This is a genomic window from Dactylosporangium sp. NPDC051484 (assembly GCF_040689395.1).
Classification (GTDB): Bacteria; Actinomycetota; Actinomycetes; order Mycobacteriales; family Micromonosporaceae; genus Dactylosporangium.
The window spans coordinates 13,128-38,346 of the sequence record NZ_JBFAZX010000030.1 but is presented as its reverse complement, the minus strand read 5'-3'; the positions used below and the strand labels follow the sequence as shown (position 1 = coordinate 38,346).

Annotated in this window: 26 protein-coding genes and 1 pseudogene; 16 read left to right on the top strand and 11 right to left on the bottom strand. The window is 72.8% G+C overall.

Annotation, left to right across the window (positions count from 1 at the left end):
- The first annotated feature begins 12 nt into the window (after positions 1–12).
- From AB0367_RS32165 to AB0367_RS32120, 10 genes are read left to right on the top strand one after another with little or no spacing between them, the layout of a single operon-like run.
- Positions 13–1,500, top strand: a complete 1,488-nt coding sequence (locus tag AB0367_RS32165) for a nucleoside-diphosphate sugar epimerase/dehydratase (RefSeq protein WP_366230238.1) — start codon at positions 13–15, stop codon at positions 1,498–1,500.
- Positions 1,500–2,498: a hypothetical protein gene (locus tag AB0367_RS32160; RefSeq protein ID WP_366230237.1), complete on the top strand. Its 999-nt coding sequence runs from the start codon at positions 1,500–1,502 to the stop codon at positions 2,496–2,498. Before AB0367_RS32165 ends, AB0367_RS32160 begins: the two co-directional genes overlap by 1 nt.
- Complete coding sequence (locus AB0367_RS32155; RefSeq protein WP_366230236.1) at positions 2,495–3,751, top strand: glycosyltransferase; 1,257 nt, start codon at positions 2,495–2,497, stop codon at positions 3,749–3,751. The genes AB0367_RS32160 and AB0367_RS32155 overlap by 4 nt, the downstream gene beginning before the upstream one ends.
- Entirely contained in the window at positions 3,742–5,163 is a 1,422-nt protein-coding gene (locus AB0367_RS32150; protein ID WP_366230235.1) for an RtcB family protein, read from the top strand. The genes AB0367_RS32155 and AB0367_RS32150 overlap by 10 nt, the downstream gene beginning before the upstream one ends.
- Before the next feature lie 9 nt (positions 5,164–5,172).
- Entirely contained in the window at positions 5,173–5,604 is a 432-nt protein-coding gene (locus AB0367_RS32145) for a hypothetical protein (protein ID WP_366230234.1), read from the top strand.
- Positions 5,601–6,743 carry a phosphotransferase gene (locus AB0367_RS32140; RefSeq protein ID WP_366230233.1) on the top strand — a complete coding sequence of 381 codons (1,143 nt, stop codon included), beginning with the start codon at positions 5,601–5,603 and terminating at the stop codon, positions 6,741–6,743. Before AB0367_RS32145 ends, AB0367_RS32140 begins: the two co-directional genes overlap by 4 nt.
- Positions 6,740–8,035 (top strand): O-antigen ligase family protein, encoded by a 1,296-nt coding sequence (locus AB0367_RS32135; RefSeq protein WP_366230232.1) that lies wholly within the window; start codon positions 6,740–6,742, stop codon positions 8,033–8,035. The genes AB0367_RS32140 and AB0367_RS32135 overlap by 4 nt, the downstream gene beginning before the upstream one ends.
- Positions 8,032–9,291, top strand: a complete 1,260-nt coding sequence (locus tag AB0367_RS32130) for an oligosaccharide flippase family protein (RefSeq protein WP_366230231.1) — start codon at positions 8,032–8,034, stop codon at positions 9,289–9,291. The genes AB0367_RS32135 and AB0367_RS32130 overlap by 4 nt, the downstream gene beginning before the upstream one ends.
- Entirely contained in the window at positions 9,288–10,325 is a 1,038-nt protein-coding gene (locus AB0367_RS32125; RefSeq protein ID WP_366230230.1) for a hypothetical protein, read from the top strand. Before AB0367_RS32130 ends, AB0367_RS32125 begins: the two co-directional genes overlap by 4 nt.
- Before the next feature lie 3 nt (positions 10,326–10,328).
- The gene (locus AB0367_RS32120; RefSeq protein WP_366230229.1) at positions 10,329–10,982 is read left to right on the top strand and encodes a sugar transferase; all 654 of its coding nucleotides are present in this window, start codon (positions 10,329–10,331) and stop codon (positions 10,980–10,982) included.
- On the opposite strand, the gene AB0367_RS32115 is transcribed toward AB0367_RS32120, so the two are convergent.
- Entirely contained in the window at positions 10,924–12,522 is a 1,599-nt protein-coding gene (locus AB0367_RS32115; RefSeq protein WP_366230228.1) for a Rieske 2Fe-2S domain-containing protein, read from the bottom strand. The genes AB0367_RS32120 and AB0367_RS32115 overlap by 59 nt on opposite strands.
- A 207-nt stretch (positions 12,523–12,729) precedes the next feature.
- On the opposite strand from AB0367_RS32115, the gene AB0367_RS32110 reads away from it, so the two are divergent.
- Positions 12,730–13,446 carry a sensor histidine kinase gene (locus AB0367_RS32110; RefSeq protein ID WP_366230227.1) on the top strand — a complete coding sequence of 239 codons (717 nt, stop codon included), beginning with the start codon at positions 12,730–12,732 and terminating at the stop codon, positions 13,444–13,446.
- Positions 13,434–14,090, top strand: a complete 657-nt coding sequence (locus AB0367_RS32105) for a response regulator transcription factor (RefSeq protein WP_366230226.1) — start codon at positions 13,434–13,436, stop codon at positions 14,088–14,090. Before AB0367_RS32110 ends, AB0367_RS32105 begins: the two co-directional genes overlap by 13 nt.
- 21 nt (positions 14,091–14,111) lie before the next feature.
- On the opposite strand, the gene AB0367_RS32100 is transcribed toward AB0367_RS32105, so the two are convergent.
- Positions 14,112–14,495: a hypothetical protein gene (locus tag AB0367_RS32100; RefSeq protein WP_366230225.1), complete on the bottom strand. Its 384-nt coding sequence runs from the start codon at positions 14,493–14,495 to the stop codon at positions 14,112–14,114.
- Positions 14,496–14,572: 77 nt separating this feature from the next.
- Entirely contained in the window at positions 14,573–15,700 is a 1,128-nt protein-coding gene (locus AB0367_RS32095) for a histidine kinase (protein ID WP_366230224.1), read from the bottom strand.
- A 119-nt stretch (positions 15,701–15,819) separates the two neighbouring features.
- On the opposite strand from AB0367_RS32095, the gene AB0367_RS32090 reads away from it, so the two are divergent.
- Together AB0367_RS32090 and AB0367_RS32085 are read left to right on the top strand one after the other, a co-directional pair.
- A complete protein-coding gene (locus AB0367_RS32090; RefSeq protein ID WP_366230223.1) occupies positions 15,820–16,320 on the top strand; it encodes a DUF3995 domain-containing protein in 501 nt (166 codons plus the stop codon).
- Between the two features lie 176 nt (positions 16,321–16,496).
- Entirely contained in the window at positions 16,497–18,542 is a 2,046-nt protein-coding gene (locus AB0367_RS32085; RefSeq protein WP_366230222.1) for an alkaline phosphatase family protein, read from the top strand.
- A 47-nt stretch (positions 18,543–18,589) separates the two neighbouring features.
- Here the strand turns inward: AB0367_RS32085 and AB0367_RS32080 are convergent, their stop codons facing one another.
- From AB0367_RS32080 to AB0367_RS32070, 3 genes are all read right to left on the bottom strand, one after another.
- Positions 18,590–18,808 (bottom strand): hypothetical protein, encoded by a 219-nt coding sequence (locus AB0367_RS32080; protein WP_366230221.1) that lies wholly within the window; start codon positions 18,806–18,808, stop codon positions 18,590–18,592.
- Between the two features lie 178 nt (positions 18,809–18,986).
- Positions 18,987–19,622, bottom strand: a complete 636-nt coding sequence (locus AB0367_RS32075) for a TetR/AcrR family transcriptional regulator (RefSeq protein WP_366230220.1) — start codon at positions 19,620–19,622, stop codon at positions 18,987–18,989.
- A gap of 63 nt (positions 19,623–19,685) precedes the next feature.
- On the bottom strand, positions 19,686–20,597 hold the full coding sequence (locus tag AB0367_RS32070; RefSeq protein WP_366230219.1) for a hypothetical protein: 912 nt from the start codon (positions 20,595–20,597) through the stop codon (positions 19,686–19,688).
- A gap of 400 nt (positions 20,598–20,997) precedes the next feature.
- Between AB0367_RS32070 and AB0367_RS32065 the strand changes: the two genes are divergently transcribed.
- Positions 20,998–21,204: a hypothetical protein gene (locus AB0367_RS32065; protein ID WP_366230218.1), complete on the top strand. Its 207-nt coding sequence runs from the start codon at positions 20,998–21,000 to the stop codon at positions 21,202–21,204.
- Position 21,205: 1 nt separating this feature from the next.
- Here the strand turns inward: AB0367_RS32065 and AB0367_RS32060 are convergent.
- Together AB0367_RS32060 and AB0367_RS32055 are read right to left on the bottom strand one after the other, a co-directional pair.
- Positions 21,206–21,505, bottom strand: a pseudogene (locus tag AB0367_RS32060) (DDE-type integrase/transposase/recombinase); the annotation flags it as partial.
- Between the two features lie 355 nt (positions 21,506–21,860).
- Positions 21,861–22,670, bottom strand: coding sequence for an SAM-dependent methyltransferase (locus tag AB0367_RS32055; protein ID WP_366230286.1), 810 nt, complete (start codon positions 22,668–22,670; stop codon positions 21,861–21,863).
- Between the two features lie 305 nt (positions 22,671–22,975).
- Here AB0367_RS32055 and AB0367_RS32050 point away from each other — a divergent pair, with 305 nt between their 5' ends.
- Positions 22,976–23,221: a transposase domain-containing protein gene (locus AB0367_RS32050; RefSeq protein ID WP_366230217.1), complete on the top strand. Its 246-nt coding sequence runs from the start codon at positions 22,976–22,978 to the stop codon at positions 23,219–23,221.
- A gap of 99 nt (positions 23,222–23,320) precedes the next feature.
- Here the strand turns inward: AB0367_RS32050 and AB0367_RS32045 are convergent, their stop codons facing one another.
- From AB0367_RS32045 to AB0367_RS32035, 3 genes are all read right to left on the bottom strand, one after another.
- The gene (locus tag AB0367_RS32045) at positions 23,321–23,845 is read right to left on the bottom strand and encodes a hypothetical protein (protein WP_366230216.1); all 525 of its coding nucleotides are present in this window, start codon (positions 23,843–23,845) and stop codon (positions 23,321–23,323) included.
- A 93-nt stretch (positions 23,846–23,938) separates the two neighbouring features.
- The gene (locus AB0367_RS32040; RefSeq protein WP_366230215.1) at positions 23,939–24,355 is read right to left on the bottom strand and encodes a hypothetical protein; all 417 of its coding nucleotides are present in this window, start codon (positions 24,353–24,355) and stop codon (positions 23,939–23,941) included.
- 108 nt (positions 24,356–24,463) lie between these two features.
- Positions 24,464–25,159 (bottom strand): hypothetical protein, encoded by a 696-nt coding sequence (locus AB0367_RS32035; protein ID WP_366230214.1) that lies wholly within the window; start codon positions 25,157–25,159, stop codon positions 24,464–24,466.
- Positions 25,160–25,219: the final 60 nt, after the last annotated feature.

The window sequence follows — 25,219 nt, the reverse complement described above, 5'->3', positions numbered from 1 at the left end:
AGGTACCCCTTCGTGAACTGGCGCAGAACATCGACGGCGCGCTATAACCAGCAGCCGGATGGGCTGGCGACCCTTGTCCTCGGTGCGGGCCAAGCCGGACGCACCCTCGTCGGGGCGCTGCGCACCGCGCCCGGATACGGGCTGCGCCCGGTGGGCTTCCTCGATGACAACCCGAGGCTGCGGCGGGCCGCGGGACTGCCGGTGATGGGCCGGCTGGACGACGTGGCCAGTGCGGCCCGGCTCACCGGGGCGCGGGCCGCGCTGGTGGCCATCCCGTCGCTTCCGTCGCCGCGCATCGCGCAGCTGATCGACCGGACGGTCGCCGCCGGGCTGCTGGTGCGCCACCTGCCGTCGTTCCTGGCCGCCGTCGAGCGCGACATGCGCCTGTCGGACCTGCGCGGGGTACACGTGGGCAAACTGCTGGGCCGCGACGAGATCCATGTCAGCTCCCAGCGGGCACGGGCGCTGATCCGCGGCCGGCGGGTGCTGGTCACCGGCGCCGGCGGCTCGATCGGCTCCGAGCTGTGCCGGCAGATCCACGGCTTCGGGCCCGCCGCGTTGTACCTGCTCGACCACGACGAGTCGAACCTGCACGGGCTGCACCTGGAGATCACCGGGTCGGGCGTCCTGGACTCCAACGAGATCATCATCGCCGACATCCGTGACCGGCGCCGGCTGGAGCAGGTGTTCGCCACGACGCGGCCCGACATCGTCTTCCACGCCGCGGCGCACAAGCACCTGCCCCTGCTGGAGCGCCACCCCTGCGAGGCCGTGAAGACCAACGTCCGCGGCACCCAGGACCTCGTGGACCTCGCGGTGCGGCACGGCACGTCGCGGTTCGTGCTCATCTCGACCGACAAGGCGGCCGACCCCGTCTCGGTGCTCGGTGCGACCAAGCGGCTGGCCGAGATCGTGGTGCAGGCGGCGGCCGGCGGGCCGACCTGCGTGGCGTCGGTGCGGTTCGGCAACGTGCTGGGCTCGCGCGGGTCGCTGCTGAGCGTGCTGGCCGACCAGCTGGCGAAGGCGCAGGCGGTCACCGTCACGCACCCCGACGTCACCCGGTTCTTCATGACCATCGAGGAGGCGGTCGGGCTGGTGCTCGAGGCGGTGTCGATGGCCGAGTACGCGGAGACGTTCGTGCTCGACATGGGCGAGCCGGTGCCGATCGTCGAGCTGGTGCACCGCTACGCCGAGGCCGTGCACCTGCCCGAGGTGAAGATCCGGTTCACCGGCCTGCGACCGGGTGAGAAGCTCAACGAGAAGGTGTTCTCCGACTCCGAGGTGCGCGTGGCCACCGCGCATCCGAAGATCTGGGCCACCCGGACCAGCGAGGTGCCGCCGGGCCTGCCGGCCCTGCTCGACCGGCTGTACGCCGCGGCCGGCGACAACGACGAGCCGCAGACCCTGGCGCTGCTGCGGCGGCTGCTGCCGGAATACCGCAGCACGCCGCACCCGCGGACCGCCGCGAGCCTCGCCGGCCCGTATCCGGACGGGTTCTGATGCGCTACCAGACCGCCGGCGAGGTGGTGGACGTCGAGACCGAGCTGCCCTGGGCGGCCCGGCTGGTAGCCCGCACGCTCGGCGCCGCCGGGCCCACCGCGCTGCCGCGGGACGTCGCCGGCGCCGCGACGATCCGGCTGCGGATCGAGGCGGGCACGACGGCGTTGCCCCTGCTCGGCCTGCGCCAGGTGACCCGCGGGACCTGGTCCGACCGGGTCACGACCGTGCTGGTCAACGCCGGCGGATCCGGGTTCGACCTGCGGGTGAGCGGCGGCGAGCCGTTGGAGATCCTGGCGCGCTACCGGCCGGGCGGGCCGCTGCGGGCCGCCAACCTGCTGCTGGGCGCGCGGTTCGGGCTGCTGGCCGGGCAGATCCTGGTGCACTACCCGGTGCTGTGGCGGGCCGGCTGGCGGGGCAGGGTCCCGCTGCACGCCTGCGTACTGCGCGGGGGCCCTGGTAGCCCGGCCACGCCGCTGCTGGCCGGGCCCGGCGGGGTGGGCAAGTCGACGCTGCTGCGCCAGGCCGTCGAAGCCGGGGCGGTGGCCACCGCGGACAACCTGTGCTGCGCCGACGAAACGCGTTGCTTCGGCGTCGCCGAGCCGCTACGCCTCGACGGGCCCGCGCGCGGGCCGCGTGCCGGCACGTCGCACGGCCGGGTCGAGCTGCCCATGGACGACCGCGAGCCGATGCTGGAGCCCGACCGGCTGGTGGTGCTCGAGCGCGGCCCCCGGACCGAGGTCGGCCGGCTCACGCCGGACGAGGCGGCGCGGGCCCTGGTCGCCGGCACGTACGCCGCCGGCGAGCTGCGCCGGTTCTGGGCGTTCGCGGCGACCCTCGCGCTGGCGACCGGTCTCGGTCCGGCGCATCCGCCGATCGAGGCGATCGCCGCGGGCTACGCGCGGCGGCTGCCGTGCCTGCGGGTGCGGGTCGGCGACGGCGATTCGGTGTCGGCCGCGAGCCTGTGCGGCCTGGCGATGCGAGGGGGAGTCACAGCATGACAACGGGGACGGGGACGGGGGAGCCCGAGGTGGACGGCGGACGGCTCAGGGTCGCGACGGTGATCACACGGATGGCGGCGGGCGCCGGCGGGGTCGCCCTGCGCGGGGCGCTGGCCCTCGATCCGGACCGGTACGACGTCACGTTCATTGCCGGCGGCCAGGGGATCACCGCGGGGGAGGCGCGCGGTCCCGCGGAGCCGGCGGTACTCAGCGGGGCCGAGGCGGTGAACGACGCGCCGGCGGGCGACCTGCTGCTCGACGCGTTCAAAGCGGGCCTGCAGGTGATGCGGCTGTCCAGCCTGGTACCGCAGATCTCCCCGCGCCAGGACGCCGCCGCCCTGCGGACCCTGACCGGGCTACTGACCGAGGGCGGCTACGACGTCGTCCACACGCACAGCGCCAAGGCCGGGGCGCTGGGCCGCGTCGCGGCGTCGCGGGCCGCCGTGGCCCGCATCGTGCACACCTTCCACGGCTTCCCGTTCCACGAGTTCCAGGCGCGCTGGCTGCGGGCCGCGTACGTGCGCGCGGAGCGGCACCTGTCCCGGCGTACGCACGCCTTCCTCGCCGTCGGTGGCGCGATCGCCGCGCAGGCGATCCGGCTCGGGCTCGCCCAGCCGGAGCTCATCCGCACCATTCCGCCGGCCGTCGCGGGCTGCGACGCCGAGCCCGGCCCCTGGTCTCGGGGGCTGGCCCGTCGCCGGCTCGGGCTGCCGCCGGGCGTCCGGCTGGTCGGCACCGTCGGCCGGGTCGACTACCAGAAGGCGCCCGAGGTGTGGATCGACGCGCTCGCCGAGACCGGCGACGACGTGTGGGGCGTGTGGATCGGCGACGGGCCGCTGCGCGGGCGGCTGCTGGCGCGGGCGGACAAGCGCGGCGTCGCCGGCCGGTTCCGCCTGCTGGGCCACCGCGACGACGTCGCCGACCTGCTGCCGGCCTTCGACGTGTTCGCTCTGGCCAGCCGGTACGAGGGGCTGCCCTGCGCGCTCATCGAGGCCGTCGGCGCCGGGGTGCCGGTGGCGGCGACCGCGGTCAACGCGGTGCCCGACGTCGTCGTGCCCGGCGAGACGGGCCTGCTGGTCCCGCCGGAGAACGCCGGGCTGCTCGGCCGGGCTATCCGATACCTGCTCGACGAGCCGGCCGAGGCCGCGCGGATGGCCGGCACCGCCCGCGACCGGCTCGGCGGGCGGTTCACACCCGAGGCGCTGGGCGCCGTACTCGATCACACCTACCGCTGGAGCATCGCGTGGAACTGAATCTCATCGGCCGTGCGCCGACGGTCTTCGACGGCCCGGACCTGCCGGCCGACCAGGCCGCTCTCGCCGAGGTGGTGTCCCAGGCCGGTGCGGCCGACCTGGCCGCGCCGCCGGTGGTGCTGCCGGACTTCCACCACAAGTCCAACCTGGAGCTTCCCTCGTCGGTGGCGGTCGCGACGGTGGGCACGATCCGCCCGACACTCACCTCGGCGTCGGTGAACTGCGGGATGGCGCTGCTGACGCTGGACTGCGAGCGGCCCGGCCCGGCCGGCGTCGCCGAGTTCTACCGGCGGGTCCGGGAGCGCTACCCCTATCCGGCGCGCAACCTGCGGGAGCTCTCCGCGCACGAGGTGCGGCGGGCGGCGGTGGACGGCGCCTACTTCGCCGCCGAGCGGTTCGAGGTCGACGCCGCCGAGCTGACCCGAGTGGAGGAGTCCGGCCGGCTCGACCTCGACCGCTACGGCGGCGCCGACCGGCTGGCGCGGGAGCTGCCGGGGCTGGCCTACCAGCTCGCCCGGCTGCGCTTCGGCACGGTCGGCCCGTCGAACCACTTCGTCGAGCTGCAGGTCGTCGAGGAGGTCCTCGACGAGCGGACGGCCGAGCTGCTGGGCGTGCGGCAGGGGCAGCTGACGCTGCAGTACCACGCCGGCGGCGGCGTGCTCACCGGCGAGATCGGCGCGCTGTTCGGCCGCCGCAAGCACTACCCGCGCCAGCTGCGAATGGCGATGGCGGTGCAGAAGCCGCTGTTCCACCTGGCGACCGCGCGCTCGTACCGGCAGCTGCGGGAACGCCTGTCGCTGTACTTCACCGGCGGCTGCCCGCCGGTGCATCGCGACAGCGACGAGGGGCAGCGGCTGATGCTGGCCAACGCGGCCGCGATGAACTACGGCTTCGCCTTCCGGATGGCCACCTACGCCGCGCTGCGGCGCATCGCCGCGACGGTCTTCGGCGGCAGCGGCGGCCGCCTGGTCGTCGACTCGCCGCACAACTCCATCTACGAGGAGGAGGTCAGCGGCGCGCCGGCGGTCGTGCACCGGCACAACGCCTGCCGCGCCTACCCGGCGTGGCGCTGCCCGCCGGGCACGGTGTTCGCCACCACGGGCCAGGCAGTGCTGCTGCCCGGCACCCACCGGACCTCCTCGTACCTGGCGGTCGCCGGGCCGGACGCGGCCGACAGCCTGCACTCCGCCTGTCACGGCGCGGGCACCCTGGTCTCCAGCTTCGCCGAGCGGGGGCTCTCCGGCCCGCATCCCGCCGGGCACGAGACCCTGCGGTTCAGATACGACGACGCCGCGCCCACGCGGGTGCGCCACCTCGACGACAACGGTGTCAACGCGGCGCTGCGCGTGCTGGTGGACAACGGCCTGGTCCGGCCGGTCGCCCGGCTGCGCCCCCTCGCGGTGCTGAACTGAGGAGATCCGATGCCGGCTCTACAACGCGACGCGCCGCACGGTGCGCATGCCCTCGACCAGCGCTGGTGCCTGCTGGTGCCGCGCGGCGCGGTGGTGGTGCGCGTCGCGCGGCGCAGGGACGCGGTGCGGCAGGTCCGCGCCCTGCCCGCGGGCACCCAGGTGGTGCTCGTGGGCGGACGGCGGCTGCGCCGGGTCGCCCGGCGCGCCGGGATGCGCATCCGCGCCGAGTACGTGGCCCTGCCGTCGCTGGCCGAGCCGGTCACGCTGACCCAGGTGACGCCCGGCTCGCTGCGCTGGACCGCGCGCTGCGTGCTCACCGTGCCCAGCGGCGTGCGCCGGTTGCACGCTCCACTGTGGACGGCAGTACGGCTGGTGCGACGCTTCCCGGGGCTGCTGGCCCGGGTGCCGGCCGGCGAGCAGCTCGTGATCGGGGCACGATGACGACGCCGGCCGCGCCGGCCGCCGCGGGAATTCCCGGCCCGCCGCCGCCCGAGCCGCCGCGGCTGGACCGGCTGCTGCGCCGGCCGGGCACCCGGACGGTGCTGCTGGCCGGCTCGCGGGACCCGAACGCGAAGCTCACCCTGATCCTGCTCGACGACTACGGGCCCTCGTTCGTCGTCAAGGTGCCGACCACCATGGCCGCGGCGCGGGTGGTGCGGCGGGAGGGTGCGTTCCTGGGGCGCCTGGCCGAGCTCGGCCTTGGCCGGCTGGCCACGACGCTGCCCCGGCCACTGGGCTATCTCGGCTACCGCGGCCTGCCCGCGCTGGCGTGCACGGCGCTGCTGGGCACGCCGATGGCGGTCGGCTATCACGGCTGGCGGCACACCGCGCGGCGGCGCAGCGTCGGGGCCGACTTCCGCGTCGCCGGCGACTGGCTGGCCGAGCTGCAGCGGCGCACCGCCGGCCCGCCGGCCCCGGTCACGCTGCTGACCGACGCCCTCGACGCGATCCGGCGCCGGTTCCCGGATCATCCGGGCCTCCCGGTAGCGCACCCGCGTCTGGCCGCGGCGGCGTGTCGCCTCGCCGCCGAGCGCACGCCGCGGACCGTGGTGCACGGCGACTACTGGTTCGGCAACCTGCTGGTCGACCGGGGGCGGGTCGTCGGGGTGGTGGACTGGGAGTGCGGCCGGTCGGCCGGCGAGCCGCTGCGCGACGTCGCCCGCTTCGCCGTCAGCTACGCGCTGTACCTCGACCGGCACGTGGCCCCCGGGGCCCGCGTGCCCGGTCACCGCGGCCTGCGCGCCGACCGGTGGGGCGCCGGCATCGCCCACGCGGCGGCCGGGCGGGGCTGGTTCGGCGAGCTGGTGCGGGAGCACCTGTCCGGCGCCCTGGAGCGGCTCGGCGCCGACCGCGGACGCTGGCGCGACGTGCTGCTCGCCGGGGTCGCGGACGTCGCCGCCACGGCCGACCATCCGGGCTTCGCCCGGGACCACCTGAACCTGCTCGTCCAGCTCGTGGGCGGCGGGGCCGGCCCGGCCGAGCCGCCCGCGCCGCCCGGTCCGGGCGTTGTGGCGCCCGGGGACGAATCGCACGGGGACGAACCGACCGGCGTGACCGACGCGGCCGGGGCGCTGCGGTGACCGCGACCACCACCGCCGCGACCGCCGCCGGCCCGCGCCCCGGGCCGGTGGCCGTGCGGCCCGCGCGCTGGCGGCTGCTGCACGTGTTCGTCTCGGCGGCCGTCGTGAGCCTGCCGCTGCTGCGCCCCTCCGGGCCGGGCAACAGCGGCCTGGTCGACCTGGCGCTGCTCGCCGCCATGCTCGCCGGCACCGTCCGAGCATCGGCGCTGGCGCTGCCGGTGCGCCTGCCGTACGCGCTGCCGGTCGGCCTGGCGATGGCCGCCGGCGCGGTCGCGGCCACGGTCAACGGCGGGCAGGCGGGCGTCGTCTGGCGCGGCACGGTCGCGCTCGCCCAGGACCTGTTCGTGTTCGCCTGGGCCGCGGTGATCGCCACCATCGGCCGGGACCACCGGGTGCTGGACGTGTTGTGCCGTGCCTGGGCGTACAGCGCCACCGGCTGGGCCGCGCTGATGATCATCGGCGAGCTGGCCGGGGTACCCTGGCTCAGCGGCATCACCGAGCGCGACGGCATCCGCGCCTCCCTCACCCTTGGCGATCCGAACCTCGCCGCGAGCTATTTCGTGTGCGCGCTGCTGGTCATGCGGGCCGCTCGCCGCCCGCGGCGCACCTGGGCACGCCGGCTCGCGTGCGCCGTCGTCGTCACCGCGGTCCTGCTGACCCTGTCCAACGGCGGGATCCTCGCCATGCTGGTCGCGACCGCCCTGGGCGGGCTGTTCGCGCTGGCCCGCCGGCGCGGGGCGACGGTCACGCTGGCGGCCGCCGCCGTGCTCGCGCTCGGCGCCATCACCGTCGTGTCCACGGCGGACGTCACCGGCTGGGTGGACCGGACCGAGCAGTCCTCCCCCTGGATTCGCGACTCGCTGGGCCGGGAGGCGGAAAGCAGCGGCAGCCGCTCCACCGTGGCGGCCGAGACCGCCCGGCTGTGGCTGGAGACACCGCACCCCTTCGGCATCGGCCCGGCGAGCACGGAGGCGACGCTGCGGGCCGGCCAGGCTCCCTACGTCAAGGAGGCCCACGACGACTACCTCGCCGCCGTCCTCGAACGCGGCGCGCTCGGCGGGATCGCGCTCGCCCTGCTCGTCGCCGCGGTCGCCGTCCGGGCCCGCCGGATCAGCGCGGCCGACGGGGTGGGGCCGCAGCACCGCGTGGTCGTGCCCCGGCCGGAGCTGCTCGCCGCGGCGGCGGTCGCGATCGGCCTGTCCGGGTTCATCTACGAGGTACTGCACTTTCGTCACGTCTGGGCCCTGCTCGGGCTCATCGCCGCCCTCGAGCTGTCCGGGAGGCGGCGATGACCGCGCTCGTCACTCCAGCGCCCCGGCGGGTGCGCGCCCGGCGGCTCGTCGCCGGCAACCTGGTCGCCCGGCTCGGCGCCCTGATCTCCCTCGCCGCGGCCACCGTCCTCGTCGCCCGCACCGGCGGGCCGGACCTGGTCGGCGGGTTCACCCTGCTGCGCGTGCTGCCCGGGCTGGCCGGCGTGGTCGCCGCCGCCGGCCTGCCGGGCGCCGCGCCGTTCTTCCTCGGCAGCCGCTCCGCCGACCCGCGGCTGCGCCCGACCCTCGTCGCGCTCACCTGGCTCGGCGCCACCGCCGCCGCGGTGGGCTGGCTGGCGCTCACCCCGGTGCTGCACCTGGTGTTCTTCCGGTCCTGGGGCACGCCCATGGTGGCGGCCGCGGCGGTGGCCGTGTTCAGCCAGCTGTTCGTCGCGGTCGGCAAGGCGCTGCTGCAAGGATCCGGGGACCTGCCCGGCGCCAACGCGGCCATCGTCGGTGAGGAGGCCGCCTTCCTGCCGCTGTACCTCGCCCTGCTGCCGTTCGGCGCGGGTGTCTGGACGCTGCTGTGGGCCCTCGTCGTCGCCGACGTCGCGGTGGCGGTCGTCATCGTCGTGCGCCTGCGCCGCCTCGGCTTCTTCGCCGGATGGGACCGGCCGAGTCACCGGCTGGGCCGGCAGATCTGTGGCTTCGGCTGGCGCGGCCAGCTGGGCGGCGTCCTGGCGCTGGTCAACCTGCGCCTCGACGTCGCCATCCTCGGCGCGCTGGCCGGCCCCGCGACGCTCGGCGTCTACGCGGTCGCCAGCAAGTACGCCGAGCTGCTGCGGCTGCCCGGTCAGGCGGTCAACTACGTGCTCTACCCGGCCTTCGCCGCGCGGGACGGGCGCGACGCCCGGGCCCGCACCCGGGCGCTGCTCGCCCCGGCGGCCGGGCTGACCGCGCTGACCGCGATCCCGCTGGCGCTGGCCGCCGGCACCCTGCTGCCCCTGCTGTACGGCGCCGACTTCGACGGCGCCGTGGTGCCCGTGTGGATCCTGCTGGGCGGTCTCATCGGCGAGGGCGTGGCGGGCGTGGTCACCGCCTACCTGTACGGCGTCGGGCGGCCGGGGCTCTCCTCGCTGGCCGTCGGCATCGGGGTCGCCGCCACCGTCGCCGGCGACCTGCTGCTGATCCCGCGGCACGGGGTGGTCGGCGCGGCCATCGCGTCGAGCGTCGCCTACCTGCTGACCGTCGCGACGCTGCTGGTGTGCTTCGCCCTGACCCGCAGGAGTGAACCGTGAGAACACGAACGATCCTGATCGGCGCGGCGGGGGTCCTGCTGGCCGCCGCCGGCACCGCGCTGGCGCTGCGGCCGGCGTCGAGTCCGCACCGAGCGCCCGTCGCGTCCTGGGCACCGTCGCAGCAGCCGGTCGTCGGCACCAGCGGCGACCGGTACGCGGCCGCGGTGAGCACCGCGCACCAGCTCGGGCTGACCGTCTGGCTCGAGTCGGACCTGGTCAAGCGCTGGCTGGCCGGGCCGGACTCGTTCCGCGGCGCCGTGGCGACGATCGCGCGGCTCGCGACCCGGCCCGGCGTGGCCGGCATCAAGATCGCCGACGAGCTCGGTTACCGCGACGGGCTCGACTCCGCGGAGCGGGTGCAGCGGTTCCTCGACGCCGCCGCCGAGGCGCTGCAAGCGGCCGCGCCCGGCAAGCGGCTGCTCGTCGACCTCCTGGTGCCCGAGCTGGGCTGCCTGCCGGGCCGCCCCGCGCCCCCGGGCGGCGCGGCGGCCTGCGCCAGTCAGGCCCGCGCGCAGTACCCGCAGCTGACGGCCGACGCCGTCGACGGGTACCTGCGCTCCCGGCGGGTCGACGTCATGGACCTCTCGACCGGGCTGCTGGCGCCGGCGACGTACCGCGGCTGGGGCGTCGACCAGGACACCGCTCAGCGGGCGGCGTGGGCGGAGGCGAAGCGGCGCGGCTGGGACGGGCTGGCGACGCTGCAGGCGCGCAAGGCCCTGGCCCATCCGGGCGCATACGCCGGGACCGACGCCGGGCCGAGCCTCACCACGTTCGTCGACATCCCGCGCCAGCAGGGCGCCGCCGCCGTCGACGTGTGGACCTGGCGCCAGCAGTACCAGGGCGAGACGTACCGCCTGCTCGACCCGGGGCTGCGCGGCAACGCCCTGTGGGAGGGGCTGCTGCGGCGGCGCACCGCGGGGGCCCGCTTGTTCACGCACCTGTCGCCCTCGTCGCTCGAGACCGACCTGCAAACCGATCTCGCGATGCTGGCCAAGGTGTTCACCGACGTGTTCCTCGCTGCCGGGACGGGTTGAGCCATGACGACCGAAGACCGCACCCGGCCCGCCCCGGCCCAAACCCGCCTGAGGCCGGCCCGGCGGCTGCTGGACCTGCTCGTCGGCGGAGCCGGACTGCTGCTGACCGGCGTGCCGCTGCTGATACTGATGCTGGCCGTGCGGCTGGACAGCCGCGGGCCGGCGCTGTTCCGCCAGATCCGGCTCGGCGAGCGGGAGCGCCCGTTCGTGCTGTACAAGCTGCGCTCGATGCGCACCGGGGCGCCCGGGCCGGACCTCACCACGGCCGGCGACCCCCGGATCACCCGGCTCGGTGCCTTCCTGCGCCGCACGTCCCTCGACGAGCTGCCGCAGCTGTGGCACGTGGTCCGCGGGCAGATGACGCTCGTCGGGCCGCGGCCGGAGACCCCCGCGCTCGCCCGGCAGTACCCGCCCGAGTGCCGCTGGGTGCTCCAGCATCGGCCCGGGCTGACCGGACCGGCCCAGGTGCGCCTCCGCGACGCCGACGTGCTCGGCGTCGCGGAGGAGGGCACGACGCAGGGGTACCTCACCCGGATCGTCCCGGCACGGACCGCGATCGAGGCGGCGTTCCTCGCCGCCCCGACCCTGGCCGCCACCCTCAGGGTGCTGGCCGATACGGTCCGGCACCTGTTGGGGCGCCCCGTCGCGCAGCGCTGACCGCGAGCGGGTCGCAGCGCGCGTTGAGGCACTCGCCCGTCTCCAGGTCGAACGCGAAGTTGTGGGCCAGGCAGTGCAGCGTCGTACCGTCCACGACGGCGCCGATGGCGAGGTCCTCCCCGGCGTGCGGGCAGTACCGGCCGACCTCGAAGACGCGCTCGCCGACCGGGATCGTGATCCGCTCGTCCTGGTCGCGGCCGGTCTCGTAGGCCTCGACGGCCCGTAGTGCCTGCTCCTCGGCGTGCTTGAGCAGCCCGATCAGGTAGTCGTTGTAGCGGTCCGGATCGCGGTGCGCGCTCAGCCGCAGCGACAGCAGGAGGTCCTCCCAGGAGATCGAGCCGGACAGGACCGCGGCGAGCCACCGCCCCGCGACCGTGAACGTGTACTCCGGCGCCGTCGCCCGGCCCGCGAGGTCGACCCGGGCGCCGTCGGCGTCCAGCCGCACGTCCCAGTCGCCGCCGTTCGGGCCGGTCACCCGGAAGCGCACCGTCATGCCGATCCGCTCGAGGAAGTAGGGCGACAGCGCGCCGAGCCGTGAGAAGTGCGCGGCGAAGACGGCGCCGAAGCCGGGACCGGGCTCGGGGGCGGCCGCGCGTACCAGCTCCAGGTCGGCGGCCCGGTCGGCGGCGTAGCGCTCGAGGTACTCCTCCAGCCCGTCGGTGTAGCTGAACCGGGCGGACACCGGATCGGGCACCACCGCGCCGGTCGCCAGGTCGAGCACGTCGCCCGGCCGGAAGCAGGCCCAGCGCTGCGCCGGCAGATGCTCGCTCAGCCACGCGGCGGCCTGTTCGTTGTCCGGGAAGACGCCCGGGGCGCGGATCGAGTCGTTGAACGCCAGCAGGTCCGGGTCGAGGAAGCAGGCCGGGCCCGCGAACGGGACGGCCAGCTCCGGCCCGGTCGCCCGGACCAGGCGCAGCACCGCGCGGAACTTGCCGATCCGCTTCTCGGCCTCGATCCGGGCCCGCACCTCGGGCGGGTACGAGTAGCAGATCGGGTGCCAGGACGCTCCCGCGGTCTGCACGGTCATCACGTCGAGCCGGCCGCCGGCCAGGTGCTTCGCGCGGCGCGCCTGCGCCGCGGTCAGCCGGGCGTCGTTGCAATCGAGGACCGCGTGCCCGTCGGCGACGATGAGCAGGGCCGAGTCGTGGCACATCGGCGACTGCTCGGGGATGGCGGCGATCCACGACCCCTGGTCGTCCAGCGGGAACGGCCGCCACGGCTCGAGCTCGATGACCCTCGCCACGCCGGCGGCGCGCAGGCGCTCGCGCAACGCCGGGCCGGGATAGCGCGGGATGAGCACCCGGGCGTGCGGCGGCAGCCGCGACAGGACGGACAGGTCCATGTGGTCGAGGTGCTCGTGCGAGACCGCGACCCAGTCCACGTCGAGCAGGCCGGGCCGGTCCAGGTGGTCGTTGCGGGGAAACTGGTGCCAGGCACCGAGAAACGCACCGGTACGAGCGAACCAGGGATCGGCGAGCAGCCGGAACCGGCGCGCCTGCACGCGCAGGCCGGCATGGCCGAGGAAGGTGAGCGCAGGCATACCACGATCCTGGCGTCCCGGCCCGTTTCCGCATCACGCGCACGACGTAGCCGGCGCTGCGCCGGCTGGAGGGTACGTCATGCGCGGAAACGCCGCATCGCCCCGCCGCGCGGATGCATGGACTAGAGTTCAGGCTGGTACGGGGCGGCGGCGCGACGGTCGGGGGACGGTCACGGGACCCGCGGCCGTATCTCGGGGGGAACGAGAGTGCTCATATCGCCACGACTGCCGGATCAGGCCATCGCGCAGACGGCACCGAAGACCGTCGGCCCGGGGCTCGGCGTGCGACCCAAGCTGGACGGCGCCGAGCGGGACCGGCTCCGCCGCCGCCAGCTCAGCCACGACATGCACCACGAGCTCGGCACCATCACGATGCTGGCCTCGCTGCTCACGACCGCACCCGACGTCGGCGAGGAGAGCCGCAAGCGCGCGCGGCAGATCCTCGGCGAGGCCCGCTGGCTCGAGCAGTTGCAGCGGGCGTACGGGGAGAGTGCGCCGGAGCGCGCCCGGCCGCTCCGGCTGGACCTGGTGGCCGCCGAGGTGGTCGAGGCGATGCGGCTGTGCTCGACCGCCGACATCCGGCTGACCACTGGCGAGGCGTGGGCGTATGTCGACCGCCTGGCGCTCTGGCGGGCGCTGCGCAACGTGCTGGGCAACGCCCTGCGCGCCACGGGCGCGTCCGGCCGCGTCGACATCCGCGTCTTCGCCGCCGACGGGTGGAGCGTCACCGAGATCGAGGACAACGGCCCGGGGTTCGGCGCGATCGAGCCCGGGCTCGCCTCCCTGGGGCTCGGCATCGTGCAGGAGGTCGCCACGGCGTGGGCCGGGCATCTGGAGTGCCGTCGCGGCCGGCTCGGCGGCTGCTGCATCCGGCTGCGGCTGCCGACGGCGCCCGGTGACGGGCGGCGCACGTGCGGCTGCTGATCTGTGACGACCACGTCGTCTTCGCCGACGCGCTGGCGCACCTGCTGCGCACCCACGGCAAGGACGTCGTCGCGGTCACCCACCACCCCACGGAGGCGGTCGCCGCGCTGCGTGCCCACGAGGTGGACCTCTGTCTGCTCGACGTGTGCTACGGCGCCGACACCGGCGTGCAGTGGCTGGGCGACGTGCGCGCCGCCGCTCCCCGCAGCCGGATCGTGCTGCTGTGCAGCCAGACCGACGAGGAACTGCTGTCGGCCGCCCACACCTTCCGCGTCCGCGGCGTCGCCGACAAGCGTCAGCCGGTCGCCGAGATCGTGACGCTGCTCGACCGCGTCCACGCGGGCGAGTCGATGCTGCCCCGGCGGGCCGCGGCGGCACGCGCACCCCGGCACGCCGGGTCGGCCGAGCGCTTCCTCGCCTCCTACCTCACGCCCCGCGAGCGGCAGGCGCTCAGCGCGCTGGTCCGCGGCGTCGACACCGCCGGCCTGGCCCGGATGCTGGGTATCGCCCAGACGACGGCCCGCTGCCACATCCAGAGCGTCCTGGCCAAGCTGGGCGCCCACTCGCGCCTGGAGGCCGCCACGACCGCCGTCCGGCACGGCATGATCAACCCCGCCACCGGGGAATGGATCATCGCCGGCTGACCACACCGCCGCCGCGGACCGTCACCGCCGCAGCCATCCCTGGACCGCTCGGCCGAACGCGCCCGGGGGCAGTGACCACGCGGTGTCCTGGGGGTCGCCGAGTTCGCGTAGCGCCGGTGGTATCGCTTCAGCCCAGCCGAAGAGGCCGCGGCGTTGCATCCGCTGCCGGTGCAGCTCGCGTCCGGCCGGGGTGTGCCAGTAGCGGTCGGCCTCTGGCCGGGCGCCGACGAGATCCGCGGCGATCAGGCGGGGCACGGCCTGGATGAACTCGGCCTCGGTCGGGATGGCGTGGTTGATGGCGTCCGCCGCCGCGATGATCTGGGTGAGCGTGCAGCCGTCGTCGGGACCGGTTCCCGCGATGGCGGAGAAGATCCAGGCATCCGAGAGGGTCCATTGCGCGGCCACGTCGCCAGGATAGGCGCGGCCAGGAGAGTTTCCTGCTCGGCGGGCCCGACCGTGCTGTCCGGGGCGCGTCTCCCCGCTCAGGCGCGGGGGAGGATCGCGGTGACCGTCCAGCCGCGGATCGGGCCGGGGCCGGCCTCGCAGGTGCCGCCGACCAGCCCCGCGCGCTCGGCCATGCCGACCAGGCCGAACCCGCTCGACAATCCGCCCGCGCGCGCCGGGGCCGTCTCGCCGTCGTCGCTGACCCGCAGTCGCACCGACGCCTCGTCGGCCACGACGCTGACCTCGATGCGGGTCGCGTTGCGGGCGTGCCGCCGGGCGTTGGTGACCGATTCCTGCGCGAGCCGGTAGATCGCGGTGCCGACCGGCGCGGGCAGGTCGTCGACGTCGCCGGAGATCTCCACGGCGATCGCAGGCCCGACGCGGTGCTGCCCGGCCAGCCCGCGCAGGTCCGCCACGCGCGGGGTGGGTGACAACTCGGCCGGTCCGTCGGTGCGCAGCACCCGCACGATGCCGCGCATCTCGGCCAGGGCCCGCGACGCCTCGGCCTCGATGACCTTCAGCGCGTCGGTGGCCGCGTGCGGGTTCACCGGCGCGGTGGCCAGGCCGGCCTGGGCGCGGATGATCATCGCCGATACGTGATGCGCGACCGTGTCGTGCAGGTCGCGGGCCAGCCGCTCGCGCTCGAGCAGCTTCACCTGGTCCAGTTCGCGCAGGCGGGCTCGGGCCCGGTAGCGCAGCGCCGCCCCCAGCGCCGTCACCGCGAACAGGACCCCGAAGCCGCCGACCGTGTCGGTCGGCCCCGCGAACCCCATGGACAGCGAGAACAGCAGCTTGGCCACGATGATCGAGGCGCCGACGACGGCCTGGCGCACGGATCCCCAGCGCGCCAGCGCGTAGCCGAGGAACAGCACGAACACGAACGAGTTGAGGCCCAGGTCGTGCCCGGTCGCCAGCGGCGCGAGCCCGCACGCGCCGAACGCGACCGCGACCGCCGGCAGCGGCCGGGTGCGCCGCCACAGCAGCGTCGGCAGTACCGCGAGCGCCACGCCGCCCGCGAACCAGCGAGACGGCAGCTCGGGCCGGGTCAGCACCTCGCCGGCGACGGCCAGCGCGAAGCCACCGGCGAGCACCCAGTCGCGCCACATCCGGGCGGGCGGATCGGCCGGGCTCGGCTCGTCCCAGACGGAGCGCAGGCTTTCGAGCATCGCGTCGATGCTATTGGCCGCCCGGCCGCACCGGAACCGACCAAAGTACGACCGGCCGCGCCAGCCGGCCGGCAGCCTTGGCGCCGATGCCTGTGGCGGACCCGGGGCAGAATTGCGGCGTGGAACGTCGTGCCGGCCGGGCCGGGTGGGTCGCCTTCGCGCTCGGAGCGCTGTACGCCCTGGTGAGCGCCTACTGGGCGGCCGGTGGCACCGTCGGTCTGAGCACGCTCGGCGGGACGATCGAGGAGCTCGGCCGCGCCCGCGACCCGGGCCTGATCGCGATCGTGTGGGTCACGGCGGCGCTGAAGCTGGCCGTCGCGCTGGCCGGCCTCGCGGTCGCGCGGCCCGGGCCGTGGCGCCGGCCGCTGCGGTTCGTGGCGTGGGCGGCCGCGGTCGTTCTGGTGTCGTACGGCGGGCTGCTCGTCGCCGGCCAGGCGATCGTAGAGGCCGGCCTCATCGGCGCGGCCCCCGGCGCGGACCGGTCCGCGATCCGGTGGCACCTGTACCTCTGGGATCCCTGGTTCCTGCTCTGGGGCCTGGCGCTCGGCGCGGAGCTGCGCGGCAGCCGCCGCCCGGACCGCGAGCCCGGAGTGCCGGCAGCCGGCCCTGACCCCGCGTAGCTGACCTCGGCCGCCGACTTCCCGATCGGTCGCTCTCGCCGCACCGAGGGTAGATGCTCTCGCGCTTGCACGCTTGGTCAAGATATAGACCATCGTGAACTTCTGGTAGCCCGTCCGTTCACCTTCAAGCGGTGGACTGAGCGTCGGATTTCAGTCGCGCGGGAAGGGGTACTGCGATGTCCACAGAGGATCCCGGCTACATCGGCACCGCCGGGGATGGCGAGGGCCGAACGCGCCGGCGGGTGCTCAAGGGCCTGGGCTTCGCCGCCGGGGCCGTGGCGGTCGGTAACGCCGCGGTCGGTGGCTCCGGTTCGGCCGCAGCGGCGATGGCGAAGTCAGGTGGTTCGGTGCCGCCGGCCGTCTATGTGCTGCCCGAGGGCTTCACCGGGACCATGGCCGATCTGAAGCATGTCGTGATCCTCATGCAGGAGAACCGCTCGTTCGATCAGTACTTCGGTCAGCTGCCGGGCGTGCGCGGTCACAACGACAAGCAGGTGCTGCGCTTCCAGAACGGAACGAGCGTTTTCCAGCAGCCGAACGGCACCAGTGTGGTTACGCCGTTCCACTCCGCCAGTAACTACGGGTTCGACCACAACTTCTACGGCGCGAACGGCGGCCGCTGGAACAGCTGGGTGCCGGACAAGGGCAGCAACTGCATGCATCACTACTACCTCAGTGAGGTGCCGGTGCATGCGACGTTGGCGCAGGAGTTCACGGTCTGCGACATGAACTTCTGCTCGGTGCATGGCCCGACCACCCCGAATCGGTTGTTCCTCTGGACCGGGACGTCGAACGGTGTGGTGGGCAATGGTGGCGAGTCCTCCGGCAACCGCGCTTGGCAGACCTACCCGGAGGCCCTGCAGGCGGCCGGGGTCAGTTGGCGGATCTACGTCGACAACACCAACAGCGGTGGCAGCTGGGTCGGCGACTACACCGACAACCCGATCCGCGGCTTCGCCACGTTCACCCCGTCGAGTGCGAACCTCAACGACCCGGTCAAGACCGCTCCCGGCACCGGCCTGGTGTGGCGCGCCAACTCGTTCCCGTATGCCTCGACCGGTGTCCCGAACAACAGCTCCGACACGAACCTCGTCGGCGTGCTGAAGGACTTCATCGCCGCGTGCCGGCCCGATGCGCGGTACCCGTTGCCGGACGTGTCGTACATCGTCGCGCCCTACCGCTGGTCCGAGCACCCGGCGGCAGGTCCGGGCGACGGCGGCCGATTCGTCAAGAAGGTGGTCGACACCCTCCAGGCCAACCAGGAGCTCTGGAAGTCGACGCTGCTGATCATCACCTACGACGAGAACGACGGCGCGTTCGACCACGTCCTGCCGCCGCGCCCCGAATCGAACGAGCCGGCCGAGTGGTCCGGCGGCACCCCGATCGGCTACGGCCCTCGGGTGCCGATGATCCTGGTGTCGCCATGGACGCGTGGCGGATGGGTCGGCTCGGAGGTCTTCGACCACACCTCCGTCATCCGCTTCCTCGAGACGTGGACGGCGTATCGCGGCACGCCGGCGACGAGCACCACGATCAGCGGATGGCGCCGCGGTATCAGCGGCGACCTCACCAGCGCGATCGACTTCACTCACCCGATCGTCGAGCCGCTGACGCTCAGCACGTCCAGCGTGCCGACCTTTCCCGCGGGGCAGCTCAAGCCCCGGCCGCTGCCCTTTCACGGTCACGGCGTGCTCGTCGAGGACCGCGTCTCGGGCACCGTCCGCGCGGACCTGTCCATGCATGGCGGCGCGTCCGGCAAGACGCTGAGCATGCAGGTCTTCCCGGACAAGTACCGGGCATTCGCCAACACCGCCTTGACCGTCGGCCAGGGCGCCACGAAGAGCTACACCTGGGACGCCACGCAGACCGACGGAAAGTACGCCTTCTCGGTCTACGGCCACGACGGCTTCGTCCGCTCCTTCGCCGGCCAGATTGTGCCCGCCGGGCAGAACAACATCGGCGTCCCGCACGTCGACGTCGACCTGGTGGCCGGCTCCGTCGCGACAGCCAAGATCACGTTGCGCAACGACGGTACGCAGCCGGTGCGCTACTCCCTGACGGCCAACGACTACCTCGGCGGCAGCCAGACCTACCAGGTGGCCGGCGGCCAGTCGACCGTCGTCGAGTGGCCCACGCAAAACGGCTACTACGACGTGATCATCACCGCCGACACCGCAACCGGCTGGACCCAGCGTTACGCCGGCCGCGTGGCGACGATCTGAGGAGGCGCCAAGCCGCCTCGTGCCGATCGGCGGCGTGGTGTGCTTCCTTACGGCACGGTTTTCTCGATCGCCGCCGGGCCGAGCTCGTCGAGCTCCCGCTGGGCGCGCCGGAGGTTGGCCGGGGTCGGGTCGCGCCCTTCGGCCAGGGCGAGGTCCTCCGCGGTCCACTCCTGGTCCGCGCCGGTGCGGGCATTGTGCACGCCGACCGCGTCCACCGTGCGGGCCGCGGCCGGTATCCCGGAGATGATCGGTGCGTTGTCGTCCATGCGCTGCTTCGTACCCCCGCCGGGCTGGGCTAATCCACCCGGCCGCACCGGGGGAGGCTGGCGGCGCGGCGGCGGTCGTGCCGGCTCCGGGCGGCCGGCGAGGTGGCCGGGCGCTGTGTGCACCCGGAGCCGCTTGACCCCGACCCGGACTGAGCGGCGATGCGGAGGGCGGTGGCCCTCAGTCGGGATCGGCCGCCCGCAGCGCGCCGTGCAGGAACAGGTCGACGAGATCGGTGACGCCGACCGGGTCGGGCCCGGTCGGCGCGAACCGTCCGCGGCTGAACATGATGCCCAGGAACACGTCGGTCGCCGTGCTGACGGGCAGGCGCAGCCGGTCGGCCTCGGGCTGGAACAGCTCGGCGACGGCCTCCCTCGTCTCGGCCTGAGAGGCGTCACGGGCCGCCGAGCGGCCTGACGCCCCTTCGTCCTCGGCCGGTGGGCGGCGCCGGTGGTGGCCCGACGCGTGCAGGGCGCTGATCACGGCCCCCATGCGGCCGAGGTGGGCCGACAGCGCGTCCGCGGCCTCCACCAGCCGGTCGGTGAGGGGCTGGTCGAGGGCGATCGATCGAAGCTCGGCCAGCACGTTCGTCGGGTCCAGGGCCCGCGCGACGCACGCCTGCAGCAGCTCGTCCTTGTCGGCGAACACCCGGAAGACGGTCGCCTCGCCGATGCCGGCGGCCTGGGCGATCTGCGCGGTGGTGACCGCGCCGCCGTACTCGGCGACGAGGGGGAGCGCCGACTGCAGGATCATTTCGCGGCGCTGTTCGGTGGTCATGCCCGGCGCGCGGCGCCGGGCGGGCGTGGATCCGGTCATGCCCCGACAGTACGGAGTGAGTACTCACTCCGTCAAGCCGTGTCGCCCGGCGTCGCGGGTACGTCAGGCCTTGGGCGCGTCGAACACCAGCATCGCGTCGGCCGGGGGAGCGCCGTAAATCTCGACCACGGTGTCCTCGTCGAAGGGCGACTCGTCGGCGACGTTGACGAAGTCGCGGATCGCGGTGCCGGTGCAGTACGTGTCGGCCAGCGGCGCGCCCCGCTGGGTCAGCACGTCGGGCACGTGCACGGTGCGGAAGTCGATGCTGTAGCGGGCCAGCCCGGATGTGTTCGGGGTCGAGCGGTGCAGGTGCGCGCCGGAGAAGAGCAGCACCTGGCCGGGCGCGGGCAGCGCGATGAGCTCGTTGGGCGGGTTGTGCTCGTACGCGCCCGGGCGCACCTGGGCCTCCGTCTTCACCGACGCGGCGGTGGTGAGCCGGCCCACGTTGTTGCGGTAGTAGTCGAAGTCGCCCGAGTTGTTCTGTACCGGGGCGTTGAACCGGTCCAGGTCGAACGACATCGCGTTGGTCTCGCGCACCGGAAACACCGGCAGCCACCAGTTCAGCTGCTGGTTCGGGGCGGCATACCAGACATCGCGGTGCCAGGGGAAGGCGAACGCGACGCCGGTGTTGAGGTGCCCGATCGGGAACGAGGTGCGCGGCTTCGGCACGTCGAAGTGCGTCTCGGCGGCCTTGAAGCCCGCCTCCTCGATGATGTTGCGCACCAGCGTCTTGGACCGCTCGTTGTGGATGAAGCGCGGCTTCCACGGGCCGAGTAGCGCGGCCATCGCCTCGGGCTCGATGTGCTCGTGGACGTGCTCCGGGTCGTGCGGCGCGAACAACTCGGTGAGCTGCTCGCGGGCGTGCTCGACGAACGCGGCGACGGAGGGCAGCTTCGTCAGCACCAGCAGGTGGCCGTCGTAGAGCTTCTGGCGGAGCTCGTCCGCGGAAGCCGGTGGGTCCACGTAGACGGCCATGAAGCAACCTCCCCAGTAAGGCGACGGGCCGAGCCTATGGACTCGGGTGTTGCCGTGGTAGCCCGACACTGTCGGCAACCCGTCGCGGACGCGGATTTCGACTGTACGGGCAGCCCGGCCCGGTCGAACGGACATTGTTTCCGCCTGGCAAGCGACTGTTTGACAGGCGGTAGATATCGACGTACAACTTTGTGAGAGTGCTCTCATTACCTCCGCCCGGACCGGCCGCCACCGGCCCGGGCGGTGCGGGACAGTTCCGCGGTGAGCCGCGGGCGCGGTTGCTGACAGCCCACCGAAATGGCACTCAAGACATCACGTAGGCGTACTTGAGGTTCGGGATCTTGGTCGCCTTGTCGCGTCCGGGCTGCCACACGCTGGCCTGTTCGTCTCATCCGGCCCGGTGCCCGGCCGAATGCTGGCCACGTACGACAACGCGTGGCGCCAGACCGCGTCGATCTTCCAGAGCAACGGCGTCGAGCAGTGGCGGACGACCAGCGCTCACGGCGGCGACTACAGCGACGTGACCGCGCCCCTCGGCGGGATCGGCACGACGGGGCCGTTGCGTTGTTTGATCGGGTGGCGCGGTGAACTCGCGCTCGCGCCCTGACTCAGATGGCGGCGGTGAGCTCGGTGAACGCTGCGGCCACGCGGAGCCCGCGTGGGGCGTCGAGGCCGAGTTCGTAGTGTCCGCGGCGAAGGTTCTGCTTGAAGGCGTGTCCGGCGATGATCGTGTGTGCGGTCCGGTCTGTGCGCAGCCCGCGCGTCGGTCTGAGCCGGTGCTTCAGCTGGCTGTGGTCGGCCTCGATCCGATTGTTGGCGTGGCGTTCGATGTGATGCCACGCCGACGGAACCAGCTCGTCGAGCACGGCCGGGTACACGGGTGCCGCGTCGGTGACGACCTCGCTCGGGGTCACCTCATACCAGAGACCAGCAGTCTTCGTTGGGCGAGGCCGACGCGTGCGGCCTCGCCCAACCGCCTTTTCGCGCCGCGCCGCTCATACAGCCGACGGCCACCGGTGCCGGACCGCCGACGACTAGCAACCGATGTGGTAGCCGTGAGCGGCGAGCTCCTCGGCCAGGGGCGTCCCGCACCGACGGCAGTGGGTGTAACGGGGCGGCGGTGGGGAGCCTCGATCGGCCGACTCGGTTTGAGCGGGCGAGGGGGAGGCGCTGTGGGGTTGCTGCGGGGTGGTGACCGTGTCTGCGTCGGACCGCGATCGGCTACGCACCCTCCGATCGGCAAACGCAACAGCGCCCCTGTGGCTACGGTTTGCGTCCGACGGCCCCGTAGATGCCCAGATCGCGGCTTTTCGGTCGGTCGGTGACCGGTTCGTCGGGCCGCCAGTCGGCAACCCCGACGACTCCTGGCTCCACCAGTTCGAGTCCCTCGAAGTATTGGGCAATTGCCGCTTTCGACCGAGCCCGCACGTCCGTACCACCCGAGGCGAACATCCGCTCGTACGCGGCGACACCCTCCGGTGTGCTGAAGTCCATCGTGCCGTGGCTGAGCACCAGGTAGCTCGCGGAGGGCAGCTCGTCGACCAGCCGACGGACGATACTCGCGACCTGCTCATCGTCGTGGACGAAATGGAGGACGGCCACGAGCAGCAGCCCGACCGGCTGGTTCAGGTTGAGCGTGTCGTGCAGGTTCGGATGCCCCAGGATCGCCTCGGGGTCACGGACGTCGGCCTCGAGGTAGCTTGTCCGCCCCCTGGCGTCGCCGACCAGCAGCGCCTGGGCATGAACCATCACGATCGGGTCGTTGTCGACGTAGACGACCCGTGCCTCCGGCGCGACCCGCTGGGCGACCTCGTGCGTGTTGTCCGGGGCCGGTAGACCGGTACCAATGTCCAGGAACTGGCGAACACCAGATTCAGCCAAGAAACGCACACTGCGCTTGAGGAAAGCCCGATTCGCCCGGGCTAAGTCCACCACGGCCGGAAATGCCGAAGCGATCGCGTCACCGGACTCGCGGTCAGCGGCGAAGTGGTCCTTGCCGCCCAGCCAATAGCTGTAGCGCCGGGCTGGATGCGGAACGGATGTGTCGATCCGAACCTGTCCGCTGCTGTCCACCAACGTTCCTCTCCCTAACGGCGCCGGCCGGGCTCAACCGACTGCGACTCGTTATCATCGAACCTAGTAGATCAGAGTGGATTCGCCAACGTGCTACTGAGTGCAGGCCACCTCCGGACGCAATGCCGTTTAGTTAAGGCATCTGTGCTGGTCAGCGTGGTGAGCTGACGAGGCCCGTCTGGCCGGTACGGTGCTGTGGCGTGACGTCGTCTGAAGTGGAGCCGCGGCGGCCGCAGGGTCGGTTGACCGATCACATCGGGCTCGGGGTGGTGTCGGCCCGGTTCAACCGGGATCTGCTGGAATAGGTGCTCAACCGCGGCGGGCGGCGGGCGAAGCGGGTTCTGCGGCTGCTGGCGCACGTGATGATCCGTTACATGATCGCGATGGGCTTGCTTTCCGCCGAGTCCTATGACGAGGTGATGCGCCGGCTGATGGGTATCCTGCGCAGACCCGGTTCCTGGGACAGGATGCGAATCCGAGGGCGATCGAGGACCAGCATCGTCCGCGCCGGTGCCCAACGCATCACGAACATCCGCGTCCCCCAGAGCTGACACCGGGCATCGTGAGTGGACCGCGACAGGAGGTGTCAGCCCAGAGGCCTCGTCACCGAACGAGCGCAGAAGCGGATGTTCATTCAGCGTGTGCTACCGCTACGCGAACGACTGCTTGGCAAAACTGATTCCGCCGCGCTCGACCATGGTGAGGACCTGCCGGGCGACATGAAGCGGCGGCAACCGGAGATACTGGATGTATCCATGGGCGCGAAGGCTCAATTCGAAGTTGTGGCCCTCGATGTGCCACCGCGCGTCCGGTTGGTCGTCCGGCGGATCAAGGCGATGCATGTCGGCGATCTCCAGGACTTCATGTGTTGGTTCGAGCTGGCCGGTGATCTTCCAGGCCCGTTCGAACACGAGCGTCGCGGGCGAGATCCAGTGGGTGAACGGGAACTCCTCTCCGGAGGGCTCCACCCAGCGCACGATGTAGTCGAGGTCCAACAGCAACCTACCGGGCGGCAGCGTGTCGTCTTCGTACCCGCCGATACTGATGGCATGGACTCGGCAGTCATGCCATCCCATACCCATGAAGTCGGCGTCCGTCCAGACGGCCTTGGACAGCCCGGACGCCGGATGGGGCGATGCGATCACCGCGACATTGTGCGATAGGTACGCGCTCATCAGCTCCTTGTTGAGGACATGCGCGCGGATCAAGCATGAGTGTGCACCAGTCAGAAACTGATCTAGCGCTTCGTTCGCGAGAACCGAGCCTGACTACCAGTCGCGCCATGGACCGGTAATGTCGCCGCTGAGGAGGCCGTTGCGGCGGGCCAGTTCGTCGGGCTCGATGCCGGCCGCTCCCAGTGCACGATCGATGTACTCGCAGAGCAGCTCTCGTTCGTCTGTCTCGTAGGCGGCCCCGTGGAATTGGTTGTTGACCGCGTTCAGAGCTCGAACGGTGCGCTCGACCACCTCGAGCACCTCCGTATCGGTAGCTGCCGCCCACCTGTGGTCGACAAGGCCAGCGACATCCGCTTCGAACCCGTCAAGGACGGCATCGGTCGCTCGGATCATCTCGTCGGGCCACAACCTTGCTGACACCGCCTCCTCCGGCCCGATGACACCTGCGGCAAGGTCGGCGGCATCTCTGGCCACGTCTGCCCGCCATACGGCGGTCGGTCGATCAACCACGTCACGAAGCGTATTACCTGCGACCTCGATGAGATGGCCCGCGTGCGGCGATGAACAGGCGCATCGCGGCTAGATCAGTGAGCCTGCAGTCGCGTCCGGCACACCGGCTCAAACCGCGTACGGACGCCACGGGAACCGAAGCGCAACCGTGGGGTTGTCCTCAAGGAAGCCGACGAAGGCTCGAATGACTTCCTCGACATTCGTCACCTCTGCCCGGTAACGCTGATCAGGTGCGCTGTCTCTCCGATCGAGCGCATACCAGCCGGGTCGTGTACCTGCACGTTCGCCGTACCCGACCTGGATGTCCCAGTCGTCGGCCCGCGTCAGCACGGCGAAGTAGTAGTCCGCAGACACCTGCACCAGTACCCTCCGCACGACGTCGGGGTCGGGGTCACGGAACGGACGACCTCGCGCAGACGTCAGCTCGAATCGCCAAGGCTCGCCCCAGGGCGTACGTAGCTGGTTCCATTGCGGGTCGTAGCAGTTCAGCCCGTGCTCTTCCGCCAGGTGAGCCGCCCAGGCCGAGACTTCTTCGCAGCGGCTCCACACCATCGGGAAGTACACCAGTGGTCCGCTCGCTTCGCCCATCAGCGGTCCGGTCGACCAAGGGCTGTCGGCACCGGCTTCCGTGCCGATGTCCGGAAAACGGTCCAGCAGCGCCGTCACGTACGCGGCGATCCGCGCCGTGGGTTCGGCAGCGTCATCCGATTCGATGTAGCGGTCGTACAGGCGCTCGAACTCCGCCGCCGCGGCGACGTCGTTCGCCGGCCGATCGCCCTCCCAAACCGCAAGGTCATACGACATGGCGGCGATTCTCGCCTACGCCACGGCGTTCGTACGCTCCGGTCGGGTCACCGCGCCCGG